Here is an 18,469-nt window from a genome sequence, read left to right on the forward strand (position 1 = left end):
CATGGTCTTATTGGTCGGAAATCCGCGAAGATTGAGGTGGACCCGCTTGGTGAGACAGTTTGGCGGCCTGGCTAAGGTGGATCGGGTTCGTTTCTACGCCGCCAATTGCTCCGTCATTTCCGCCATAGCATGGACTTCGTCGGGCGTCCTGCCGGCGAAGGTCGAGTGCGGGCGTCGCCGGTTGTAATAGTCTATCCAGGAGCCGATGCCGCAGCGGGCTTGGCTTCCCGTTTCGAATGTGCTGAGGAAGACGCACTCATATTTGAGGCTGCGCCACAGTCGTTCGATGAAGACGTTGTCCATCCAGCGGCCGCGCCCGTCCATGGAGATGCGGATGCCGGCATCCTTCAGCGTCGTCGTGAAGGCGAAGCTAGTGAACTGCGAGCCTTGGTCGGTGTTGAAGATGTCGGGCCTGCCATGGCAGGCGATCGCCTCTTCGAGAGCGGCAACACAGAAGTCGGCATCCATCGTGTTCGACAACCGCCAGGCCAGGACCTTGCGGCTGAACCAGTCCATGATGGCCACGAGGTAAAGGAAGCCGCGCCGCATCGGGATATAGGTCACATCGGCACACCAAACGTGATCCGGCCGCTCGATCGCCAGGTGCCGCAGCAGGTAGGGATAGATGCGATGCTGCGGATGCGGCTCGCTGGTTCTCGGCGCCTGGTAGATCGGCGACAGACCGATCTTGCGCATCAGCCGCCGGACCCGCTTGCGACCCACGCACCAGCCCTGACGCCGCAGATGCCGGGCCATCTGCCGGGAGCCATACCAGGGCGTCTCCATGAAGGCCTCGTCGATGGTGCGCATCAGTTCGAGGTTCTCGGGCGTCTCGCCGGCGGGCTGTCGGTAGAACGACGCCCGCGAGATCGAGACCAGTTCGCACTGGCGGCGGATCGAGAGCCGGTTGTGATCGGGGTCAATCATCATTCTCCTCCGATCCAGGCTCAGCGATCGAAGGCCTTGGCCAAAAAATCCCGCTCAACGACAAGCTGGCCAATCTTGGCGTGCAGCTTGGTCACCTCGGCTTCCCGGCCGACCTGCGCATCAGCAGCCTTGTCGTCGAACGTCTTGGCCAGGTTCTCGATGGCCTGCCGTTTCCACTGCGTAATCTGGTTCGGATGAAGCTGGTGCTTTGTCGCCAGTTCCGAAATCGTCCGCTCGCCACGGATCGCCTCAAGCGCAACCTTGGCCTTGAACTCAGCCGTAAATCGTCTGCGTGTCTTCATACCGGATCGTCCTTTTCATCGGGCGATCCACCTTATGCCCCTGTCTCAGAAACCGGCACCACCTCATTTTGAAGCTTCAGAACGTTAAGACAGTCACTGAAGGTGACTAGGTGCGGCAACTTAACCGCCTCGACGCACTTCTTCATTTGCGCCATTGAGGGCCCCTCCGAGTATCTTAGAGCATTTGGCCCGCTCGTCGGCGGCATGTCACGAGGTCAATGACGTGCGGTGGTTGCCCGGTTTGCTCTCCTTTGAACCACCGGCCGGAATGAGTGGAGGTCGGATAGGCCCACTCGACGTACGGCCTTAAGACTGCTACACAGCCTAAAGCTGGGCGGTCAAAAAGATTAGCGTTTTCAATTGGTTTTGATGAGCTTTTGTGTTTCCGCTAGGGAGCGCCAATTAAACCAGCAACTTGGCTAGCTCATTGTGTCCCGTCCCCCGGGAAATTCCGGGCCGCGTTGAAGGCCGATGATTTCGCTGCCGTTGCCGGCATGGCGCAACTGCCATTTATGTCCGACGCCTCCATCGGCGATGCTTCGGCGTTCCGGGCGAAGATATATTCCGCCGATTTCACGGCGGCCAATTGCAAGTGTATTCAGCGCAGCAAGGCCGTCCACGGCCGCGACGGTGCGAACAACGATAATTACTTCATCTTCTGCGACGATCTCATATTCACCTTCACGAAAACCTCGCAGGGATTTCTTCTTTCCGAAATCGGCATGAACGACTGAAGACCTTGCATCGCCGCGAGCGCACACGCCGCCGCCATGGCGACGGACGCCAAGCCGCGACGTCCGCGGCCGAATAGATATCAGCCATTCCGATCAAGGTTCGCATCACTCCTGCGCCAAGCACTTGCCGGCGGGCTCGCTTCTGCCGCCGCGAAGGTGCGGCGTGCCCGCAGTGCAATGAAGGCTGGTGCAATGCGCAACAATGGCTTGGATCTGGTGCGGCGCACACAGACGCATGACGCGCATCCTTGATCTGGATCAACACCTCCCTGGCAGTCCGGTGTGCAATAGGCCGACGCCGGTTGCGCTAAAGCGCCGCCGCACAAGCACGGAGATTGATTATGAGATACTCGAATTCTCTGCGCGCCACCATTCTTGCTGCGACCATAGCTGCTCTCGGCATGAGCGCCCAGGCCGGTCCGATGCCGACACACACGGCGACGACGATGAACTCAATGGTTAAAAAAAACACCACCGACGTGCGCTGGGGTGGCGGAGGTTATCGGGGCGCCGGCTATTACGGAAGGCATGGCGGCCACTATGATGGCTATCCCGCCTATGGCTACCGAGCAGTATCGCATTATGACGACATCTATTGCTTGCGCCCTTTGGTGGTTACGCCGGCTATCAGGATCCAAACCAGGTACCTCGGGGTCGAACCCAGTGAGAGGCTGCCCTGGACAGATTGAGGCGTGTTCTGAAAGAAGGATTTCTGGTTCGTCGTAGCCGTAAACGGCGAAGATGAATCAGAGATCCGATTCAATCAGGCGCGAAGCTCTAGCGGCCGCGTAGACGGTTCAGTATCCGTCCCCCGACCATAAATAGAATAACGCCGACAAACACGAGTGTGAAAAGGATCGAAATCATGAGGCGTCCCTTAATCCATGAGGCTGCAGGCAGCCGTCTTCGATCGTTACCACACCAGGTGGGGGCCGCGCGATCGCGCGAGGGACATTCATCTCGCAAGCCGGCGTGAACCTGGATTTCTCCGTCGCGTCTGTCCTGAATGCTGCGATGAACAACAAGCCAGTGGCGGCTTCCTCATGAAGCCGCCACTGTACAAAATGTCGCAGCTGGGTCATATTTCGCAGCCGGTTCTGAGGGAGGCAACGCGACGACGTAAGCAACATAAAGCAACGCTAAGGAGGCACCGTGATGAGTGAACGCGACCGCGCCAATCTGATCTTGGGCATAGCCGTTACCAGCGTGATGTTTTTCGGCAGCATGGCCCTGGTATGGAACAGTACCGGCCGGCTTTCGAGCGAAGCGAAGGCGGCACCGGCCCCTGCGCACCAGGCTGCGCCCCATGCAGACGCCACCGCCGGACTTGAAAATCGCTTGCTTCTCCTTGAAGCCAAGATGAAGGCTCCGCCAGCCGTTGATGCTTCTCAACTCGATGCAAAAATCAAGGGCCTTGAGTCCCAGCTCACGGCTGTACAAACCCAGTTGGGTGCTTTCACCGTGTCGGATTTCGATGCGCTCAAGATGAAGGTCGCCGGGACGAAGAATCCCGACTCCCTCAAGACGACCGTTGACGCTCTTCAAACGGACGTCGGAAAGCTGCACACGCGCCTTGATCAGCTTTCGGAGCAGGCTTCCGTCTCAGCGTCGGAGACGAAGCACAACTCGCGGAAGTCGCAGCACTCGAAATCGAAATAAAACGCTACCCGCGCGGATCGGCGAGCTAAAGTCTTTCCGCTTCTGATAGAAACAGAAACGGGCTCTATGATTTTGTTTTGTCGCGTTTCCTTGCGCGAACCGGTGTTCATCCTCGGGTCAAACCCGAGGACATGCTTTGCTTGAAAACGCTCTAAGACGCCGTGCCGTGACACACGGGAATCAGGGCGACTGTACGCTTGGCGCTACGTCGTCCGCGGTCGGCGAGCGCCGGCTGCCAACTTGACGCTCGTTGCATCGGTCTCAGGAGTGAAGCGATCGCGCAAGCACCTTTCCCAGGGCTTGCAGGCTCGGGAACAAATCGAACGCGTCCGCCAGAAAAATGAACAGAAGCGCGTGCACGATATACAGGCGGCCTTCGAACCATGTGAGAGCGTGTTCAAACAGGCGTTTTGGATATGGAAGCGCGGCAAGAAGGAAAACAGCTGCCGGTCCCAGAACGAACGAACCAAGGATATCGCTCGGATAGTGAAGCCCGACAATGACCCTGGGAATCGCGACGATCAACGCAACCCAGACAAAGCAGAATAGCCCGGCCGACCGCTTCTCGACAAAAACCAGAGCGGCAAGACTAAAGAACAAGGTCGCCGTGTCGCTCGGGAACGAGTTCGTTCGGTCCCAGGGTGTTCGCGGAATGACGGTGTCCAGCGGAATTGCCGGATCCAGAATAGGACGTATGTGCACCGCGGTGTGAAACTGGGACCAGATCGAAAGCATGGTCGCCAAACAGACCCCCAGCAGCCCGGCCAGCATGCGACCCCGGCGGTCCGGCTGTTCGCTGGCGAACCACAGCGCGACAAGGGAAAAAAACACAGGAAATCCCCTGAAAAGCGAATTGTTCGCGAACTCCCAAAGAGTTTCGTTTCCTCCACCGAATGCATTGAGCGCAAGAAGGATTTCTCGATCGAGGCCGGTAATTGTCATTGTTGTTGATTTCGTCGCGTTCAGCCGGACATGAAAATCGGAACGTAAAGCTGCAATTTTCGCGACCGTGCTTTTACGTGCAAACTGCGGCCGGTCAACAACGATTATGGCTGGCAGGTCCGATATCCGCATTTCGTTCAGCGGACCCTGTCGCGGACGCGGGAGATCGAAGGTCACCGGCACGCCGCCGCCCCTTACCCAGCCCCATGAGCGCTCGTTAACCCTTGATTAACCAGAATCCGGCGACGTTTCTCCTGGCCTGAATTCGCGCTCTACTGGTTCGGTTGGAGTCAGCAATCGCGCGACGTTCCGGCCCTCGTTCTGCATTGCGGCCCAGGACGCCGCCGCCGTTGGAGTGAGGATTGATTGATGGCAGATAACGACAGCACCATCGCATGGCATCGGGCCCAGCTGAAAAAACATCGCGAAGCTTTGCGCGAGATGGAGGTTCGCCGTTTCCGTTTTGGCGAGACCGCGGATCCGCGCGTGCGCGTCGAGACGCTGCGAATGGCGGCCAATCTTCGCCGTAAGATCACGGCCTCCGAGAAGGTCATCGGCGCTTACGAAAAACGTACGCGCAGGCCGCGGACCACGGACTTTCGCAGCCTTGCCAACGTTCAGTGGGGCAACTGGAACAGTGCTCCCTGCAATGGCGAGATTGCGCGGGGCTGAACGGTTAACGTCCGTGGCGGTACGGATGGCTTGTAACGCAGAGCAGCTTTGGCCGGGCCCCCGGCATCGTGCCGGCCGGACTACCCCTGCCCGAGAACCGGTTGCCACTTTGCGCTGGCGCGGCCCTTCGGGTCGGGATCATGCTCTAAGCGTCAGCAGCCGCGGCAGATGCTTTTGATCTTGCGCTGGAGAGCTGCATCGCCCGGGTCAAGGCGATCTCGATCCCTCGCGTCCCTGCTGTCCGGAGGCAGGTCGATCGGGCGCGGTTGACGGTGGCCGATCGGCGCGTCGTAACGCGAGGACCCATCGATGGACAGACCGGAAGGGCCGTCCTTCGTTCCATACTGCGCAAGCGCAGCGGGCGCACCGATCAGAGCCAGAAAAGAAGCTATCGCGATGATCTTGTTCATTTCGCTGTCTCCAACGTTCGGATTGGAACTGTCAAAAATGATCGGAAACTCGCAATGTTCCGCAATTGGCCCGCGGCGTGCCTCCTTGGATAGATAGTGTCTAAGGCTTTGGCGGATAGAGGTGAACGCCACCACAATAGTCGATGATACGATACCGCAAATCCGAACGATGTTCACCTTCCCCGGGTACTAAATCTGAGCGCGACATATAGTCCGGGCCCACCGGCGACTTGCCATATCCGCCGGGAATATCGAGAACATAATCCGGCTGGCACAGGCCGGACACACGGCCGCGCAGCGCGCGCATCAGGGCCTGACCCTGTTCCAGCGTGGTCCGCAGATGCGCCGTTCCCGGCGCGAGATCGCCGTGATGCAGATAGTAGGGCTTGATGCGGCATTCGACGAAAGCGCGCATCAGGGCCTCCAGCGTCGCCGCGTCATCGTTGACGCCGCGCAGCAGCACCGACTGGCTGACCATGGGAATGCCGGCATCGATGATGCGCGCGCAGGCCGCTCGCGCCGCCGCGGTCAGTTCGCGCGGGTGATTGGCGTGCAGCGCCAGCCATGTCGTGGCTCCGTCCATTCGGAGGGCCGCCACCATCTCGTCAGCGACGCGGGCGGGATCGGCAACCGGAACGCGCGTATGGATGCGGACGATCCTGACGTGATCGATCGCGGCAAGGTCGGCCATGATTTCGGCCAGCCGCCGCGGCGACAGCATCAAGGGATCGCCGCCGGTCAGGATCACCTCCCAGACCTCCGGATGCGAGCGGATGTAGTCGAGCGCGGCCGCCGTTGCGGATTTCGACAGCGCGGTTTCCTTGGCGGGCCCCACCATTTCGCGGCGGAAGCAGAAGCGGCAGTAGACAGCGCAGACGTGAACGAGCTTGAGCAGCACCCGGTCGGGATAACGATGGACAATGCCGTCCACCGGAGAACGCGCGTGATCGCCGATCGGGTCGGCGCGTTCGCAGGCTTGCGCCGCCAGTTCATCGGCGCTCGGGAGATACTGCCGCGCGATCGGATCATCAGGATCGGCCGGATCGATCAGGTTCGCCACCTCCGGCGTGACCGCGATCGCATAGCGCGCGGCGACCCTTTCGAGATCGGCCAGAGCCGCTGCCGGCGCGAGACCGTGAGCGATCAAGTCTTCGGGGCGCCGCAATGTCGAGGCGATACCTTTATTGATCCGCGCGCTCATGCATCCTCCGCCGGCGGCGTCCACACCACCTGATCGATTCTCGACGCTCCGCTCGCCAGCATCACCAGCCGATCCAGGCCCAGCGCCACCCCGCCCGCTTCCGGCATCCGGGCGACGGCCGCCAGAAAATCCTCGTCCAGCGGATAGCGTTCGCCGTAGCGGCTTTGCTTTTCGTCCATCGCTTGCGCGAAACGGATGCGCTGTTCGGCGGCGTCGGTCAATTCACCGAACCCGTTCGCAAGCTCGACGCCGCAGGCATAGATCTCGAAACGCTCGGCGACGCGGCTGTCAGCCGGGCTGATGCGCGCCAGCGCGGCTTCGGGCGCGGGATAGTCGGATAGCACCGTCAACCGGTCCTGCCCGAGACGCGGCTCGATATGCTCGACCAGCACCTTGCTGAAGATATCCGACCAGTTGTCGTCGTCCGTGATCCGCACCCGCTCCCGCGCGGCTTCCGCCAGCGCGGCGCGATCGCCCTCGCGGCCGGCCACCGTATTCAGCAGATCGATTCCGGCGAAGCGGTCGAACGCGGCGGCAACCGTCAGTCGTTCCGGCTCGATGAACGGATCGGCCTGCCTGCCGCGAAACGAAAATCCGGGGATGCCGGTCGCTCGCGCCGCAGTGGCGATCACGGCGATACAGTCGGCCATGACCGCGTCATAGGAACCGCCCGCGCGATACCATTCCAGCATCGTGAATTCCGGCAGGTGCAGTACGCCGCGCTCGCGGTCCCGAAACACCCGCGCGAACTCCACGATCTTCCGCTCGCCGGCCGCCAGCAGCTTCTTGCAGGCGAATTCCGGGGAGGTGCGCAGGTAGCGCGTGAGGTGATCGCCAGCCGCCGTCGTCAGCGCCGTGCGCGGCGCATGAAGATGGGTTTCGTTGCCCGGCGACACCTGCAGAACACCGGTTTCGACCTCGACGAACCCCTGCGCGTCGAACCATGCCCGTAGAGCCCTGGTCACGGCGCTGCGTGCCTTCAGGAACGGCTTCCGGTCCGCGTGTCTCGCCTGATCCCACCAGGGGGAAATCCTCTCCATCCATCCTCAGCAATCGACCGGAATCGGCCGCAAACCACTGGCGCCGACGGGCCAAATCAGTATGTTGCGGCCCGAAACCGCTTTAAAGGCCGCGGGACGTTCCGTCCGGGCCGGCCTTAAGCCAGAACCTTAGGAAATCCAGCCTTGAGAGTCATCGCCAGTTCTATTCGCAAGGGCAACGTCATCGAGCAAGACGGCAAGCTCTACGTGGTCCTCACCGCGGAGAACATCCACCCCGGCAAGGGAACCCCGGTCAGCCAGATCGAGATGCGGCGGATCAGCGACGGCGTGAAGATTTCCGAGCGCTACAAGACCACCGACCAGGTCGAGCGCGCCACCATCGAGGATCACAACTTCACCTTCCTTTATGAAGACGGCGACGGCTTCCACTTCATGAATGCCGAGACCTACGATCAGGTTCAGGTACCCAAGGATATCGTCGGCAGCGCCGCGCCGTACCTGCAGGAAAACATGGTGGTGAAACTGTCCCTGCACGACATGGTGCCGGTGGCGATCACGCTGCCGCAGCGCGTGACGCTGGAGGTCGTCGATACCGAACCTGTCACCAAGGGACAGACCGCGTCCTCCTCCTACAAGCCCGCCACGTTGTCGAACGGGGTCCGCACCGGCGTGCCGCCGCATATCAGCGTCGGCACGCGCGTCGTGGTCATGACCGAGGACGGCTCCTACGTCGAGCGCGCCAAGGACTGAGGAGCGTCCAGGTTCCCGCGGCGCAATGAAGCTTTGCTGCGGAGGGCGCCCCTCCGTTATGCTCGCTGCATGACAGTCCTCGATTCTCACATCCGGCTCAGCCGGCGCGGCGCGCTGCGATGTCTCGGCGCGGTGGCGGCGCTTGCGCCCTTCCCCCTTGCCGCCATGCCTCAGGGGTTCGAGCAGTGGCGCGACGGCTTCCGCGCCCGCGCGCTGGCCAAGGGCGTTTCAAGCGCGACCTGGAGCCGCTGCATGGGCCGGATCGAACCGGACATGAGCGTCTTCAACAAGATGCGCAAGCAGCCGGAGTTTCACGAAAAGATCTGGCAGTACATCAACCGTCGCGTCTCGGATTGGCGGATCATCGCCGGCAAGGAGGCCCTGCGGAGGAACGAAGCGCTGTTCGCGCGGATCGAGCGCGATTTCGGCGTCGAGCGCGGCACGCTGCTCGCGCTGTGGGGCGTCGAGACCGCCTTCGGCGATCCGCTGGTGCAGAAGAACCACATGCGTCCGGTGTTTCCTTCGCTGGCGGCGCTGGCCTGGAACGAGCCGCGGCGGCGCGCCTACTGGGAAACCGAGCTCATCAATGCATTGCGCATCGTGGACAAGGGCTGGAGCACGCCGGAGGAGATGCGCGGCTCGTGGGCCGGCGCGATGGGACACAGCCAGTGGATGCCGGAAGTCTGGCTCAACGTCGGCATCGACTATGACCGCGACGGCCGGGTCTCGCCGTTCGGAAAACCCGACGATGCGCTGGGCTCGACCGCGCGCTACCTGATCAAGCGCGGCAAGTACCATCGCGGCGAGCATTGGGGATATGAAGTGCGCGCGCCCGGCGGCGCGAGCGGCAGCCGCAGCTACGCGGCCTGGGCGGCGGCCGGCGTGCAGCGCGCCGACGGCAAGGCGTTTCCGCAGCCGAATGCTTCGGCCAAGCTCTGGATCCCGGAACCGGGCGGCCCGGCGTTCCTGCTGGGACCGAATTTCTATGCCGTGCGCAGCTACAATCCGTCCATGAACTACGCTCTTTCGATCTGTCATCTCGGCGACCGCATCCTCGGCGCGCCGCCCTTCATCCAGCCCTTCCCCGGATCAGAACGCGCGCTCACGCTCGCCGAAGTGCAGGAGGTGCAGACGCGCCTGACCAAAGCCGGCTTCGACACCGGCGGCACCGATGGTCGCGTCGGCAACGACACCATGAAGGCGGTGAAGGATTTCCAGGCTCGCGCCGGATTGCCGCCGGACGGCTATGCGGGCTTGAAGGTGCTAGCGAAGCTGAGGCAGGGATTTTAGAGCATCGGACCCGAAAGTGGGAACCGGTTTCGGGATAAACCCGATGCTCAATCAATTAACTGGAGCGGCGGCGCTGCTTCCATTTGACCGGCCGCCGCTCTAGAGCATTTTCCGGCGAAGTGGATACCGGTTCGCCGCAAGAAAATGCGACCAGACAATAATTTCTAGAGCATGGTCCGATTCAACTTGAACGGATCATGCTCTAGTCGGATCAGACCGGTAACGGCTATCTGTTCGTGTATCCCTTTAACGAATTGTCTTCGGTCCCGGATCGGGCGCCGCGACATCCACCACGCGCAATTGCACGCGCTCCGCGCCCTGCCAGCGGTCTACGGTGAGCGATCCCGCCACATGCAACGGCTGGCCCCGCATCTGGGCCAGAGCGTTGCCCAGCGGTTGACCGACCGCGCGAAACGCGATGCCGTTTATGATTGCGCCGTCACCGGACCTGAACCGTAACCGAAGGTGCGCCTGCCCGATCTCGTCGGCATGGATCAACTGGTGCGACGGCAACGCCACCACCGGCTCGGGGTTGCCAGCGCCGAACGGTCCCGCGCGATTGAGCGTCGCCACGAATTCGGGCGTCGCCGCCCGCGCGCTGACCGCGCCGTCGATGAAAAGCTCGCGGACATGGCGCGACCGCGCGACATCTGCGGCGAGCGCCGTTTCCATATAGGCGCGGAATTCCGCAAGCTGCTCTTTCCGCAACGTCACGCCGGCCGCCATGGCATGGCCGCCGCCTTTGAGCAGTACGCCGTCCGTTACGGCCCGCCGCACCGCCTTGCCGAGATCGACGCCGCCGATGGAACGCCCCGAGCCGGTGCCGATGCCGCCGGGCTCCAGCGCGACGACGAAAGCGGGCCGCGCGAATTTGTCCTTCAGCCGCGACGCAACCAGGCCGACCACGCCGGGATGCCATCCCTCGGAGGCGGTGACGATGACGGCCCCCTTGTCCTCGAGACCGAGCGAGGCCAGCGCCTCGGCTTCGGCCTGCGCTTCGGCCGTCTGTTCGATCACGCGGCGCTCGGCATTGAGGCGATCGAGTTCGGCGGCGATCCGCGCTGCTTCGGACACATCGCCTTCGAGCAGCAGCCGCACGCCAAGGTCAGCGCGCCCGATGCGGCCCCCGGCGTTGATGCGCGGCCCCAGCATGAATCCAAGATGCCAGGCTTCCGGCGGGCCGCTCAGCCGCGCCACATCCATCAGCGCGGTGTGGCCGACATGATCGCGGCGGCGCAGCGCGATCAATCCCTTCGCGACGAAGGCGCGGTTGAGACCGGTCAGCGGCGCGACGTCGGCGACCGTTCCGAGCGCGACGTGATGCAGCATGTCCAGGAGATTCGGTTCCGGCCGCTCGCTGCTCCAGAAGCCGCGCCGGCGCAGTTCGCGGTTCAGCGCGACCAGCGTGACAAAAACCAGACCGACGGCTGCGAGATGGCCGAGGCCGGAAAGATCGTCGGGGCGGTTCGGATTCACCAGCGCCTCGACCTCGGGCAGGTCGTCGCCGCATTGGTGATGGTCGATCACGATAACCGACATGCCCCGCTGCCTTGCGACCGCCAGCGGCTCGATGCTTGTCGTGCCGCAGTCCACCGTCACCAGCAACGTCGCGCCCCTGCCCGCGAGTGCGTTGACCGCATCGACGTTCGGACCATAGCCTTCGAAAATGCGGTCGGGGATATGGATCAGCGGATCAAGGCCGCAATGCCGCAGATGCCAGGCGAGCAACGCCGCGGAGGTCGCGCCGTCAACGTCATAATCACCGAAGATCGCGACGGTCTCGCCGCGCATCGCGGCATCCGCGAGCCGCCGCGCGGCGGTCTCCATCTGCGTCACGGTGAAAGGATCGGGCATCAGCCGGCGGATGGTGGGATCGAGAAAATCCGCGACCGCATCGATGTCGACGCCGCGTCCGGCGATCACCCGCGCCAGCATCTCCGGCAACTGATGCCGCTGCGCGATCGCCAGCGCGCGCGCCGCGCCTCGCGGATCGAGGCGATCGCGCCACAGGCGGCCCGTCGCTGAATGCGACACGCCGAGAAAGGCGTCGGGCGCTTCGACAGGCAATGCGGAGGCTGGCAGGGTCATGATGTCGTCCGTGCCTTGCGATGTCGGCCGGAGCGACGCCGCGTGCTTTCTCAATTCTGGTCGAACCGGTCCGTCCTGCGATGCTCGGCCTTGATGCGGCGCACGGTGCCGGACGCGGAGCGCATCACGACCGTATCGGTCTCGATCACATTCTTGCGGAACCGGACGCCGGATAAAAGCGAGCCTGATGTCACGCCAGTGGCGGCGAACAGGCAGTCGCCCTTCACCATGTCGTCGATCTCGTATTTCTTTCTGGGATCCTCGATCCCCATTTGCAGCGTCCGCTCGCGCAGCGCCTCGCTGTCGATGATGAGGCGGGTCTGCATCTGGCCGCCGATGCAGCACAGCGCCGCCGCCGACAGCACGCCCTCGGGAGCGCCGCCGCTGCCGAGATAGATGTCAATTCCCGTTCGCCGCTCAGCGGTGTGGATGACGCCGGCGACGTCGCCGTCGCTGATAAGGCTCACCGCGGTGCCGAGCTTGCGGAGCGCGGCGATCTTGGCCGCATGGCGTGGCCGGTCGAGCAGAATGGCGGTGATCTCGGTCGGCTTGACCCCCTTGGCCCTGGCCAGGTTGATGATGTTCTCTTCCACCGGCGCGTCGAGATCCACCGTGCCTTTCGGATAGCCGGGTCCGATCGCGATCTTGTCCATGTAGCAGTCCGGCGCGTGAAGCAGCGTGCCGGCCTGGGCTATCGCAATGGTGGCGATCGCGCCCGGCATGTTCTTCGCGCACAGCACCGTCCCTTCAAGCGGATCGACAGCGATATCCACCCGCGGGCCGCACGCGTTGCCGACCTTCTCGCCGATGAACAGCATCGGCGCTTCGTCGATCTCGCCCTCACCGATCACGACCGTGCCGTCGATCGGCAAATTGTTGAGTTCGCGCCGCATCGCATCGACCGCGGCCTGATCCGATGCCTTTTCCATGCCGCGGCCGCGCAGCCGCGCCGCCGACACCGCCGCCCGCTCCGTCACCCGCACGACTTCGAGCGTCAGGATACGCTCCAGCACCTGCTGCGACGGAACGGAATTCTGTGTCGGCATCGTTTCAACTCCTTCGGACAGCGCGGAGGCTTACTGCGTTATCCACTTCGCTCGAAACGCTATAAGTGCGGTTACACGCAATCCTTGTTCAGTTCTTCTCGATGCGGATGACCTGCGGGCGGCCGGTGATGACCTTGTCGGCCCTCACGGCATGGAGCGCGCGATGCACCGCGTCCTCGCTGGTCGCATAGGTGATCAGCAGTACCGGAACCGGCGACGTCGGAGTGTCGGATTCGTCGGTATCCAGCTTGCCGTTGGGATGACGCTGGACGATCGATTCAATTGAAATCTTCTGTTCGGCAAGCCGCGTGGCGATGGTCGCGGCGGTGCCGGCGAAATCGCGCGCCATCAGGCGGATGTAATATCCGCCCTCGTGGCGCTCCATCGGCGCTTTCTTCGTCTCGTGCAGCTTCGCCGAGGGCCGGCCGAACGGCAAAGCGCGGGTGCCGGACGCGACATCGGCGATATCCGCGACCACGGCGGACGCGGTCGCGGCTCCGCCGGCGCCGGGACCGACAAGCGTGATCGGAGCGATGCCATCGCCATCGATGGTCACCGCGTTGGTGACCCCCATGACCTGTGCGATCGACGATGTCTTCGGCACCATGGTCGGATGCACCCGCTGCTCGATGCCTTTCGAGGTCCGCACCGCGACCCCCAGCAGCTTGACCCGGTAGCCGAGTTCTTCCGCCGCGCGAAGATCCTCCGGCGCGATCGAGGAAATGCCTTCGACATAGACCGCGCTCTGCGCAATGCGCGTGCCGAAGGCCAGGCTCGCCAGGATCGACAGCTTCTGCGCGGTGTCGTGACCGTCAACATCGAACGACGGATCGGCTTCCGCATAGCCCAGGCGCTGGGCGTCCTTCAGGCATTCGGCGAACGACAGGCCCTCCCGTTCCATTCGCGTCAGGATGTAATTGCAGGTGCCGTTGAGAATGCCGTAGACGCGATTGATCGCCGTGCCCGCAAGCCCTTCGCGCAGCGTCTTGATGACGGGAATGGCGGCGCCGACCGCCGCTTCGTAATTCAATGCGCCGCCGTGCTGCTCGGCGAGAGAAGCCAGTCGCAGGCCGTGCTTGGCGATCAGCGCCTTGTTGGCCGTCACCACCGACTTGCCGGATTTCAGGGCCGCCTCGATCGCCGATCGCGCCGGATCGTCCGAACCCCCCATCAGTTCGACGAAGCAGTCGATGCCGGGATCGTTCGCCAGCGCCAGCGCGTCCCTGGCCCATGCGATGTCGGTCAAGTCGACGTCGCGCTTCTTGGCTTTCGATCGCGCGGCCACGGCGACGACACGAACGCCGCGTCCGCAGCGCGCTGATAGCGCGCCTCTTTGCTGCTCGATCAGGCGAACGACAGCGGAGCCGACAGTTCCGAGTCCCGCGATGCCCACTTTCAGTGGTGCGACCATAACAAAACCTGCTGGAAACCGGTGTGCGAGGCACACGACCCGAGCGGAAGAAGACCGGGAAGGTGTTTTCCGGTCCGGCGCCTACCGCCGGTTGGCGAGAGGAACCACGTTGTGCAACGTTTCAATGCCGCTTTCAAGGAAGTGGCGAACGCCGCGGGCGGCCTGGCGAATTCTCTGCTCGTTTTCCACCATGGCGATGCGGACATAGCCTTCGCCGTGCTCGCCGAAACCGACGCCGGGCGAGACCACGACGCCCGATTTCTCGACCATCAGGGTTGAGAACTGCATGCTCCCGAGATCGCGGAAGCGTTCGGGCAGCGGCGCCCATGCGAACATCGAGGCCTGCGGCGGCGGGATCACCCATCCGGCGCGGCCGAACGATTCAACCAGCGTATCACGGCGCTTGCGATAGGTTTCGCGCATCTCCCGGATGCAGGCGTCGGGGCCGTTCAGCGCCGCCGTGGCCGCCACCTGCACGGGCGTGAAGGCTCCATAATCGAGGTAGGATTTGACCCGCGCCAACGCCGCGATGATGCGCTCGTTGCCGACCGCGAAACCGATGCGCCAGCCCGCCATCGAGAACGTCTTCGACATCGACGTGAACTCCACGGTGACGTCGAGCGCGCCGGGCACCTGCAGCACCGAAGGCGGCGGGTTGTCGTCGAAATAGACTTCGGAATAAGCGAGATCGGACAGGATGAAGATCTCGTGCTTCTTCGCGAACGCCACGAGATCCTTGTAGAAATCGAGGCTCGCGACCTGCGCCGTCGGATTCGACGGGTAGCAGACGATCAGCCCGATCGGCTTCGGAATGGAATGGATGATCGCACGCTCGCAGGCGGCGAAGAATTCCGGTGTCGGCGAGGACGGCACCGAGCGGATCACGCCGCCAGCCATCAGGAAGCCGAATGCGTGAATCGGATAGCTCGGGTTTGGACAGAGGATGACGTCGCCCGGCGCGGTGATCGCCTGAGCGACGTTCGCAAAACCTTCCTTGGAGCCGAGCGTCGCCACGATCTGCGTATCGGGATTGAGCTTCACGCCGAAGCGGCGGGCATAATAGCCGGCCTGAGCCTTGCGCAGGCCGGTGATGCCGCGAGAGGCCGAATAGCGGTCGGTCTTGGGCTTGCCGAGGGTTTCCTTGAGCTTTTCGATCACATGGGGCGGCGTCGGCAGGTCCGGATTGCCCATGCCCAGGTCGATGATATCGGCTCCGGCGTTCCGGGCGGCCGCCTTGGCGCGATTGATCTGTTCGAAGACGTAAGGCGGCAGACGGCGGATGCGATAAAACTCTTCCATGGTCCTGGCTCCAGGCCGGATTGACGAGGCGAGCGTCCTCGCCTCGATGAAGTCAGCGAGACTTCGGAAAACCGTGTGTATTCAATAACCTGATATATTCAAGCGCCGGTTTGCCAGCGTCGAGGCTTGCCGTTCGCGGGACGCAACCGTCTGCTTGAATCAGCTTCTTTTAACACGGACGCCCTGCCCTGCCATCATGTCGCGTGCGTCAGGCGTGAGGACCGCTCGCGGGCTTACCGGGATTCCGGGTTCTGTGTGGCGTGAGCCTGGCGGTCGCGCGCGTCGATCAGTTCCTTTTCGACTCTCGCCTGCTCCGCGGGATCCATCGCCGCCTGATCCCTTGGAGCCGGAAGATCATGCACCGCGGGATAGGACGATACGTCACGGGACCGTTCCGGCGCATCCGACGAGGTCTCGAAATCCGAGATCGAGGTCGAGCAGCCTGTGAGCGCGAGCGACAGCAACACCGCCAATGCGGCGGTGCAGGCGGTCATGGAGGCCGCACGTCTGCGCGTCTGTCGTTCCGATACTGTCGTCACGAATGCCCACATCGTTCTGTCAAGCCTGGCCGGTATGGGGTTGCTCCACCAGACCTGATCGCAGGCGACAACCATCCTCGCTTCCAAAACATTAAAAGCTTCGAAATCAAGGAAGCCGCGACCACTACAAGCGAGTCATCACGGCCCATATATGGCGGGATCAAGAAGTGTTGTCGCACTGCACCACATCGAATCAGGCAATGATCCCCAGATTATGTCATGATCGATGCCCCGCCATTGGAACCTGCGTGACGGAACGATGAGCAAGCTCCCAGACGCGTCTATGAGCGAGGTATCCGCCGAGGCCGGGCCGACGAACGGATTCGACTCCGACGCGTTCGCGATGAATCTCGCGAATGCGATGGAGAACGGCGGCAGGGCGCTGGCCGCTTATCTCAAGGCTCGCGAGCAGAAGCAGTCCCCCGACAACCCGCCGACTGAGTTCGCCGAGTTGATCAAGACCGTCGGCGCGGTCTCCCAATACTGGCTGTCGGACCAGGCCCGGGCCGTCGATCTACAGGCCCGTCTCGGCAAGTCCTATCTGGAACTCTGGGGTTACGCCGCGCGGCGCCTTGCCGGCGAGGAGGTCGAGCCCGCGATCGAACCCGATCCGCGCGACAAGCGCTTCGCCGATCCGGAATGGCGGTCGAACCTTTTGTTCAACTTCCTGATGCAGGCGTATCTGCTGACGACCAAATGGACCAACGAACTGGTGCGTGACGCCCACGGCCTCGATCCGCATATCCGCAAGAAAGCTGAGTTCTATATCACGCAGCTCACCAACGCGGCCGCGCCATCCAATTTCGTGATGACCAACCCCGAGGTGCTCCGCGAGACCTTCGCCTCCAATGCCGACAATCTGGCGCGCGGCATGAAGATGCTGGCGGAAGACATCGAGGCTGGCCAAGGCGTGCTGCGCATCCGCCAGTCCGACTCCGCGGGTCTCGTGGTCGGCGTCAACCTGGCGACCACGCCGGGCAAGGTGATCTACCAGAACGAACTGATGCAACTGATCCAGTATTCACCGAGCACCGAAAACGTGCTGCGGACGCCGCTGCTGATCGTGCCGCCATGGATCAACAAATTCTACATTCTCGATCTCACCCCGGAGAAATCCTACATCAGGTGGTGCGTGGACCAGGGCATCACCGTGTTCGTGATCTCCTGGGTCAACCCGGACGGACATCTCGGGGAAAAGACCTTCGAGGACTACATGAAGCAAGGTCCGCTGGCCGCGATGGACGCCATCGAAAAGGCCACCGGAGAAACGAAGGTTCATACCGCGGGTTACTGTGTCGGCGGCACCCTGCTTGCCGCCACGTTGGCATGGCTTGCGAACAAGAAGCGCCGGCGCGTGAGGTCCGTGACCTTCTTCGCCGCTCAGGTGGACTTCACCCATGCCGGCGATCTGCTGTTATTCGCCGACGAGGATCAGATTTCCGCGCTCGAACGCGACATGAAGCGGTCCGGCGTGCTGGAAGGCAGCAAGATGGCGATGACCTTCAACATGCTGCGCTCCAATGATCTGATCTGGCCCTACGTCGTCAGCAATTATCTCAAGGGCAAGACGCCATCCGCCTTCGATCTCCTGCACTGGAATTCAGACGCCACGCGGATGCCGGCCGCCAACCATTCGTTTTATCTGCGCAACTGCTATCTGGAGAACCGCCTCTCCACCGGCTCGATGGTGCTCGACAATACCCTGCTCGACCTTTCGAAGGTCAAGGCGCCGGTCTACAATCTCGCGACCCGCGACGATCACATCGCGCCGGCGGAATCCGTGTTGCATGGCTCGCGCTTCTTTGGCGGACCGGTGCGCTTCGTTCTGGCGGGATCGGGCCACATCGCAGGCGTGATCAATCCGCCCTCGCGCGGCAAGTATCAGCATTGGACCAACGACAAGATCCGCGACAAAACCCTCGCCGAGTGGATGCAGGACGCGAAGGAGCATAAGGGCTCGTGGTGGCCGGACTGGCTCGCATGGCTGCGAAACATCGACGGCAAGGAAGTCCCGGCGCGCGAGGTTGGAACCGGCGCGCTGCCGCCGATCGAGGACGCGCCGGGCAGCTACGTGCGCGTGCGGGCGTGATCTAAATCAGCAACTAAATACGTGTAACTGGAACGCCAATGCCGCGAGCCGAGATACAGATTGAACATTTGTTGATCGAAAAACTTAGTGAGGCATTTTACTGGTTAGA

At 62.6% G+C, this 18,469-nt stretch carries 17 protein-coding genes; 7 read left to right on the forward strand and 10 right to left on the reverse strand.

Going from position 1 to position 18,469, the window contains the following annotated elements:
• Positions 1-93 precede the first annotated feature (93 nt).
• A protein-coding gene (locus tag ACMYR2_RS09315) for an IS3 family transposase (protein ID WP_416192834.1) occupies positions 94-1,229 on the reverse strand; the annotation gives its coding sequence in 2 pieces (ribosomal slippage) (positions 94-959 and positions 959-1,229; 1,137 coding nt in all).
• A gap of 461 nt (positions 1,230-1,690) precedes the next feature.
• On the opposite strand from ACMYR2_RS09315, the gene ACMYR2_RS09320 reads away from it, so the two are divergent.
• From ACMYR2_RS09320 to ACMYR2_RS09330, 3 genes are all read left to right on the forward strand, one after another.
• Positions 1,691-1,963 carry a hypothetical protein gene (locus ACMYR2_RS09320; RefSeq protein ID WP_347264344.1) on the forward strand — a complete coding sequence of 91 codons (273 nt, stop codon included), beginning with the start codon at positions 1,691-1,693 and terminating at the stop codon, positions 1,961-1,963.
• Positions 1,964-2,304: 341 nt separating this feature from the next.
• Positions 2,305-2,652, forward strand: a complete 348-nt coding sequence (locus ACMYR2_RS09325) for a hypothetical protein (protein WP_347264345.1) — start codon at positions 2,305-2,307, stop codon at positions 2,650-2,652.
• A 466-nt stretch (positions 2,653-3,118) separates the two neighbouring features.
• Complete coding sequence (locus ACMYR2_RS09330) at positions 3,119-3,622, forward strand: hypothetical protein (RefSeq protein ID WP_347264346.1); 504 nt, start codon at positions 3,119-3,121, stop codon at positions 3,620-3,622.
• Between the two features lie 261 nt (positions 3,623-3,883).
• On the opposite strand, the gene ACMYR2_RS09335 is transcribed toward ACMYR2_RS09330, so the two are convergent.
• Positions 3,884-4,747, reverse strand: a complete 864-nt coding sequence (locus ACMYR2_RS09335) for a phosphatase PAP2 family protein (RefSeq protein WP_347264347.1) — start codon at positions 4,745-4,747, stop codon at positions 3,884-3,886.
• 186 nt (positions 4,748-4,933) lie between these two features.
• Between ACMYR2_RS09335 and ACMYR2_RS09340 the strand changes: the two genes are divergently transcribed.
• Positions 4,934-5,236 carry a hypothetical protein gene (locus tag ACMYR2_RS09340; protein WP_347264348.1) on the forward strand — a complete coding sequence of 101 codons (303 nt, stop codon included), beginning with the start codon at positions 4,934-4,936 and terminating at the stop codon, positions 5,234-5,236.
• A 152-nt stretch (positions 5,237-5,388) separates the two neighbouring features.
• Here ACMYR2_RS09340 and ACMYR2_RS09345 read toward each other — a convergent pair whose 3' ends face one another.
• From ACMYR2_RS09345 to epmA, 3 genes are all read right to left on the reverse strand, one after another.
• Positions 5,389-5,646, reverse strand: coding sequence for a hypothetical protein (locus ACMYR2_RS09345; protein WP_416192831.1), 258 nt, complete (start codon positions 5,644-5,646; stop codon positions 5,389-5,391).
• A gap of 100 nt (positions 5,647-5,746) precedes the next feature.
• Complete coding sequence (locus ACMYR2_RS09350) at positions 5,747-6,847, reverse strand: lysine-2,3-aminomutase-like protein (protein WP_416192832.1); 1,101 nt, start codon at positions 6,845-6,847, stop codon at positions 5,747-5,749.
• The gene (gene epmA, locus ACMYR2_RS09355; RefSeq protein ID WP_347264351.1) at positions 6,844-7,887 is read right to left on the reverse strand and encodes an EF-P lysine aminoacylase EpmA; all 1,044 of its coding nucleotides are present in this window, start codon (positions 7,885-7,887) and stop codon (positions 6,844-6,846) included. The genes ACMYR2_RS09350 and epmA overlap by 4 nt, the downstream gene beginning before the upstream one ends.
• Positions 7,888-8,031: 144 nt before the next feature.
• On the opposite strand from epmA, the gene efp reads away from it, so the two are divergent.
• Positions 8,032-8,598: an elongation factor P gene (efp, locus tag ACMYR2_RS09360; RefSeq protein WP_347264352.1), complete on the forward strand. Its 567-nt coding sequence runs from the start codon at positions 8,032-8,034 to the stop codon at positions 8,596-8,598.
• Between the two features lie 69 nt (positions 8,599-8,667).
• A complete protein-coding gene (locus ACMYR2_RS09365) occupies positions 8,668-9,888 on the forward strand; it encodes a lytic murein transglycosylase (protein WP_347264353.1) in 1,221 nt (406 codons plus the stop codon).
• A 246-nt stretch (positions 9,889-10,134) separates the two neighbouring features.
• On the opposite strand, the gene recJ is transcribed toward ACMYR2_RS09365, so the two are convergent.
• The 5 genes from recJ to ACMYR2_RS09390 form a co-directional block, all read right to left on the reverse strand.
• Entirely contained in the window at positions 10,135-11,976 is a 1,842-nt protein-coding gene (recJ, locus tag ACMYR2_RS09370; RefSeq protein ID WP_416192833.1) for a single-stranded-DNA-specific exonuclease RecJ, read from the reverse strand.
• 50 nt (positions 11,977-12,026) lie between these two features.
• Positions 12,027-13,022 (reverse strand): class II fructose-bisphosphatase, encoded by a 996-nt coding sequence (gene glpX, locus ACMYR2_RS09375; RefSeq protein ID WP_347264355.1) that lies wholly within the window; start codon positions 13,020-13,022, stop codon positions 12,027-12,029.
• 88 nt (positions 13,023-13,110) lie between these two features.
• Positions 13,111-14,433, reverse strand: a complete 1,323-nt coding sequence (locus ACMYR2_RS09380) for a homoserine dehydrogenase (protein ID WP_347264356.1) — start codon at positions 14,431-14,433, stop codon at positions 13,111-13,113.
• Between the two features lie 81 nt (positions 14,434-14,514).
• Positions 14,515-15,732 (reverse strand): LL-diaminopimelate aminotransferase, encoded by a 1,218-nt coding sequence (locus ACMYR2_RS09385; RefSeq protein WP_347264357.1) that lies wholly within the window; start codon positions 15,730-15,732, stop codon positions 14,515-14,517.
• A 233-nt stretch (positions 15,733-15,965) separates the two neighbouring features.
• Positions 15,966-16,346: a hypothetical protein gene (locus ACMYR2_RS09390; RefSeq protein ID WP_347264358.1), complete on the reverse strand. Its 381-nt coding sequence runs from the start codon at positions 16,344-16,346 to the stop codon at positions 15,966-15,968.
• A gap of 208 nt (positions 16,347-16,554) precedes the next feature.
• On the opposite strand from ACMYR2_RS09390, the gene ACMYR2_RS09395 reads away from it, so the two are divergent.
• The gene (locus ACMYR2_RS09395; protein WP_347264359.1) at positions 16,555-18,360 is read left to right on the forward strand and encodes a class I poly(R)-hydroxyalkanoic acid synthase; all 1,806 of its coding nucleotides are present in this window, start codon (positions 16,555-16,557) and stop codon (positions 18,358-18,360) included.
• Positions 18,361-18,469: the final 109 nt, after the last annotated feature.

Source organism: Nitrobacter sp. TKz-YC01 (genome assembly GCF_047824785.1).
Taxonomy (GTDB): Bacteria; Pseudomonadota; Alphaproteobacteria; order Rhizobiales; family Xanthobacteraceae; genus Nitrobacter.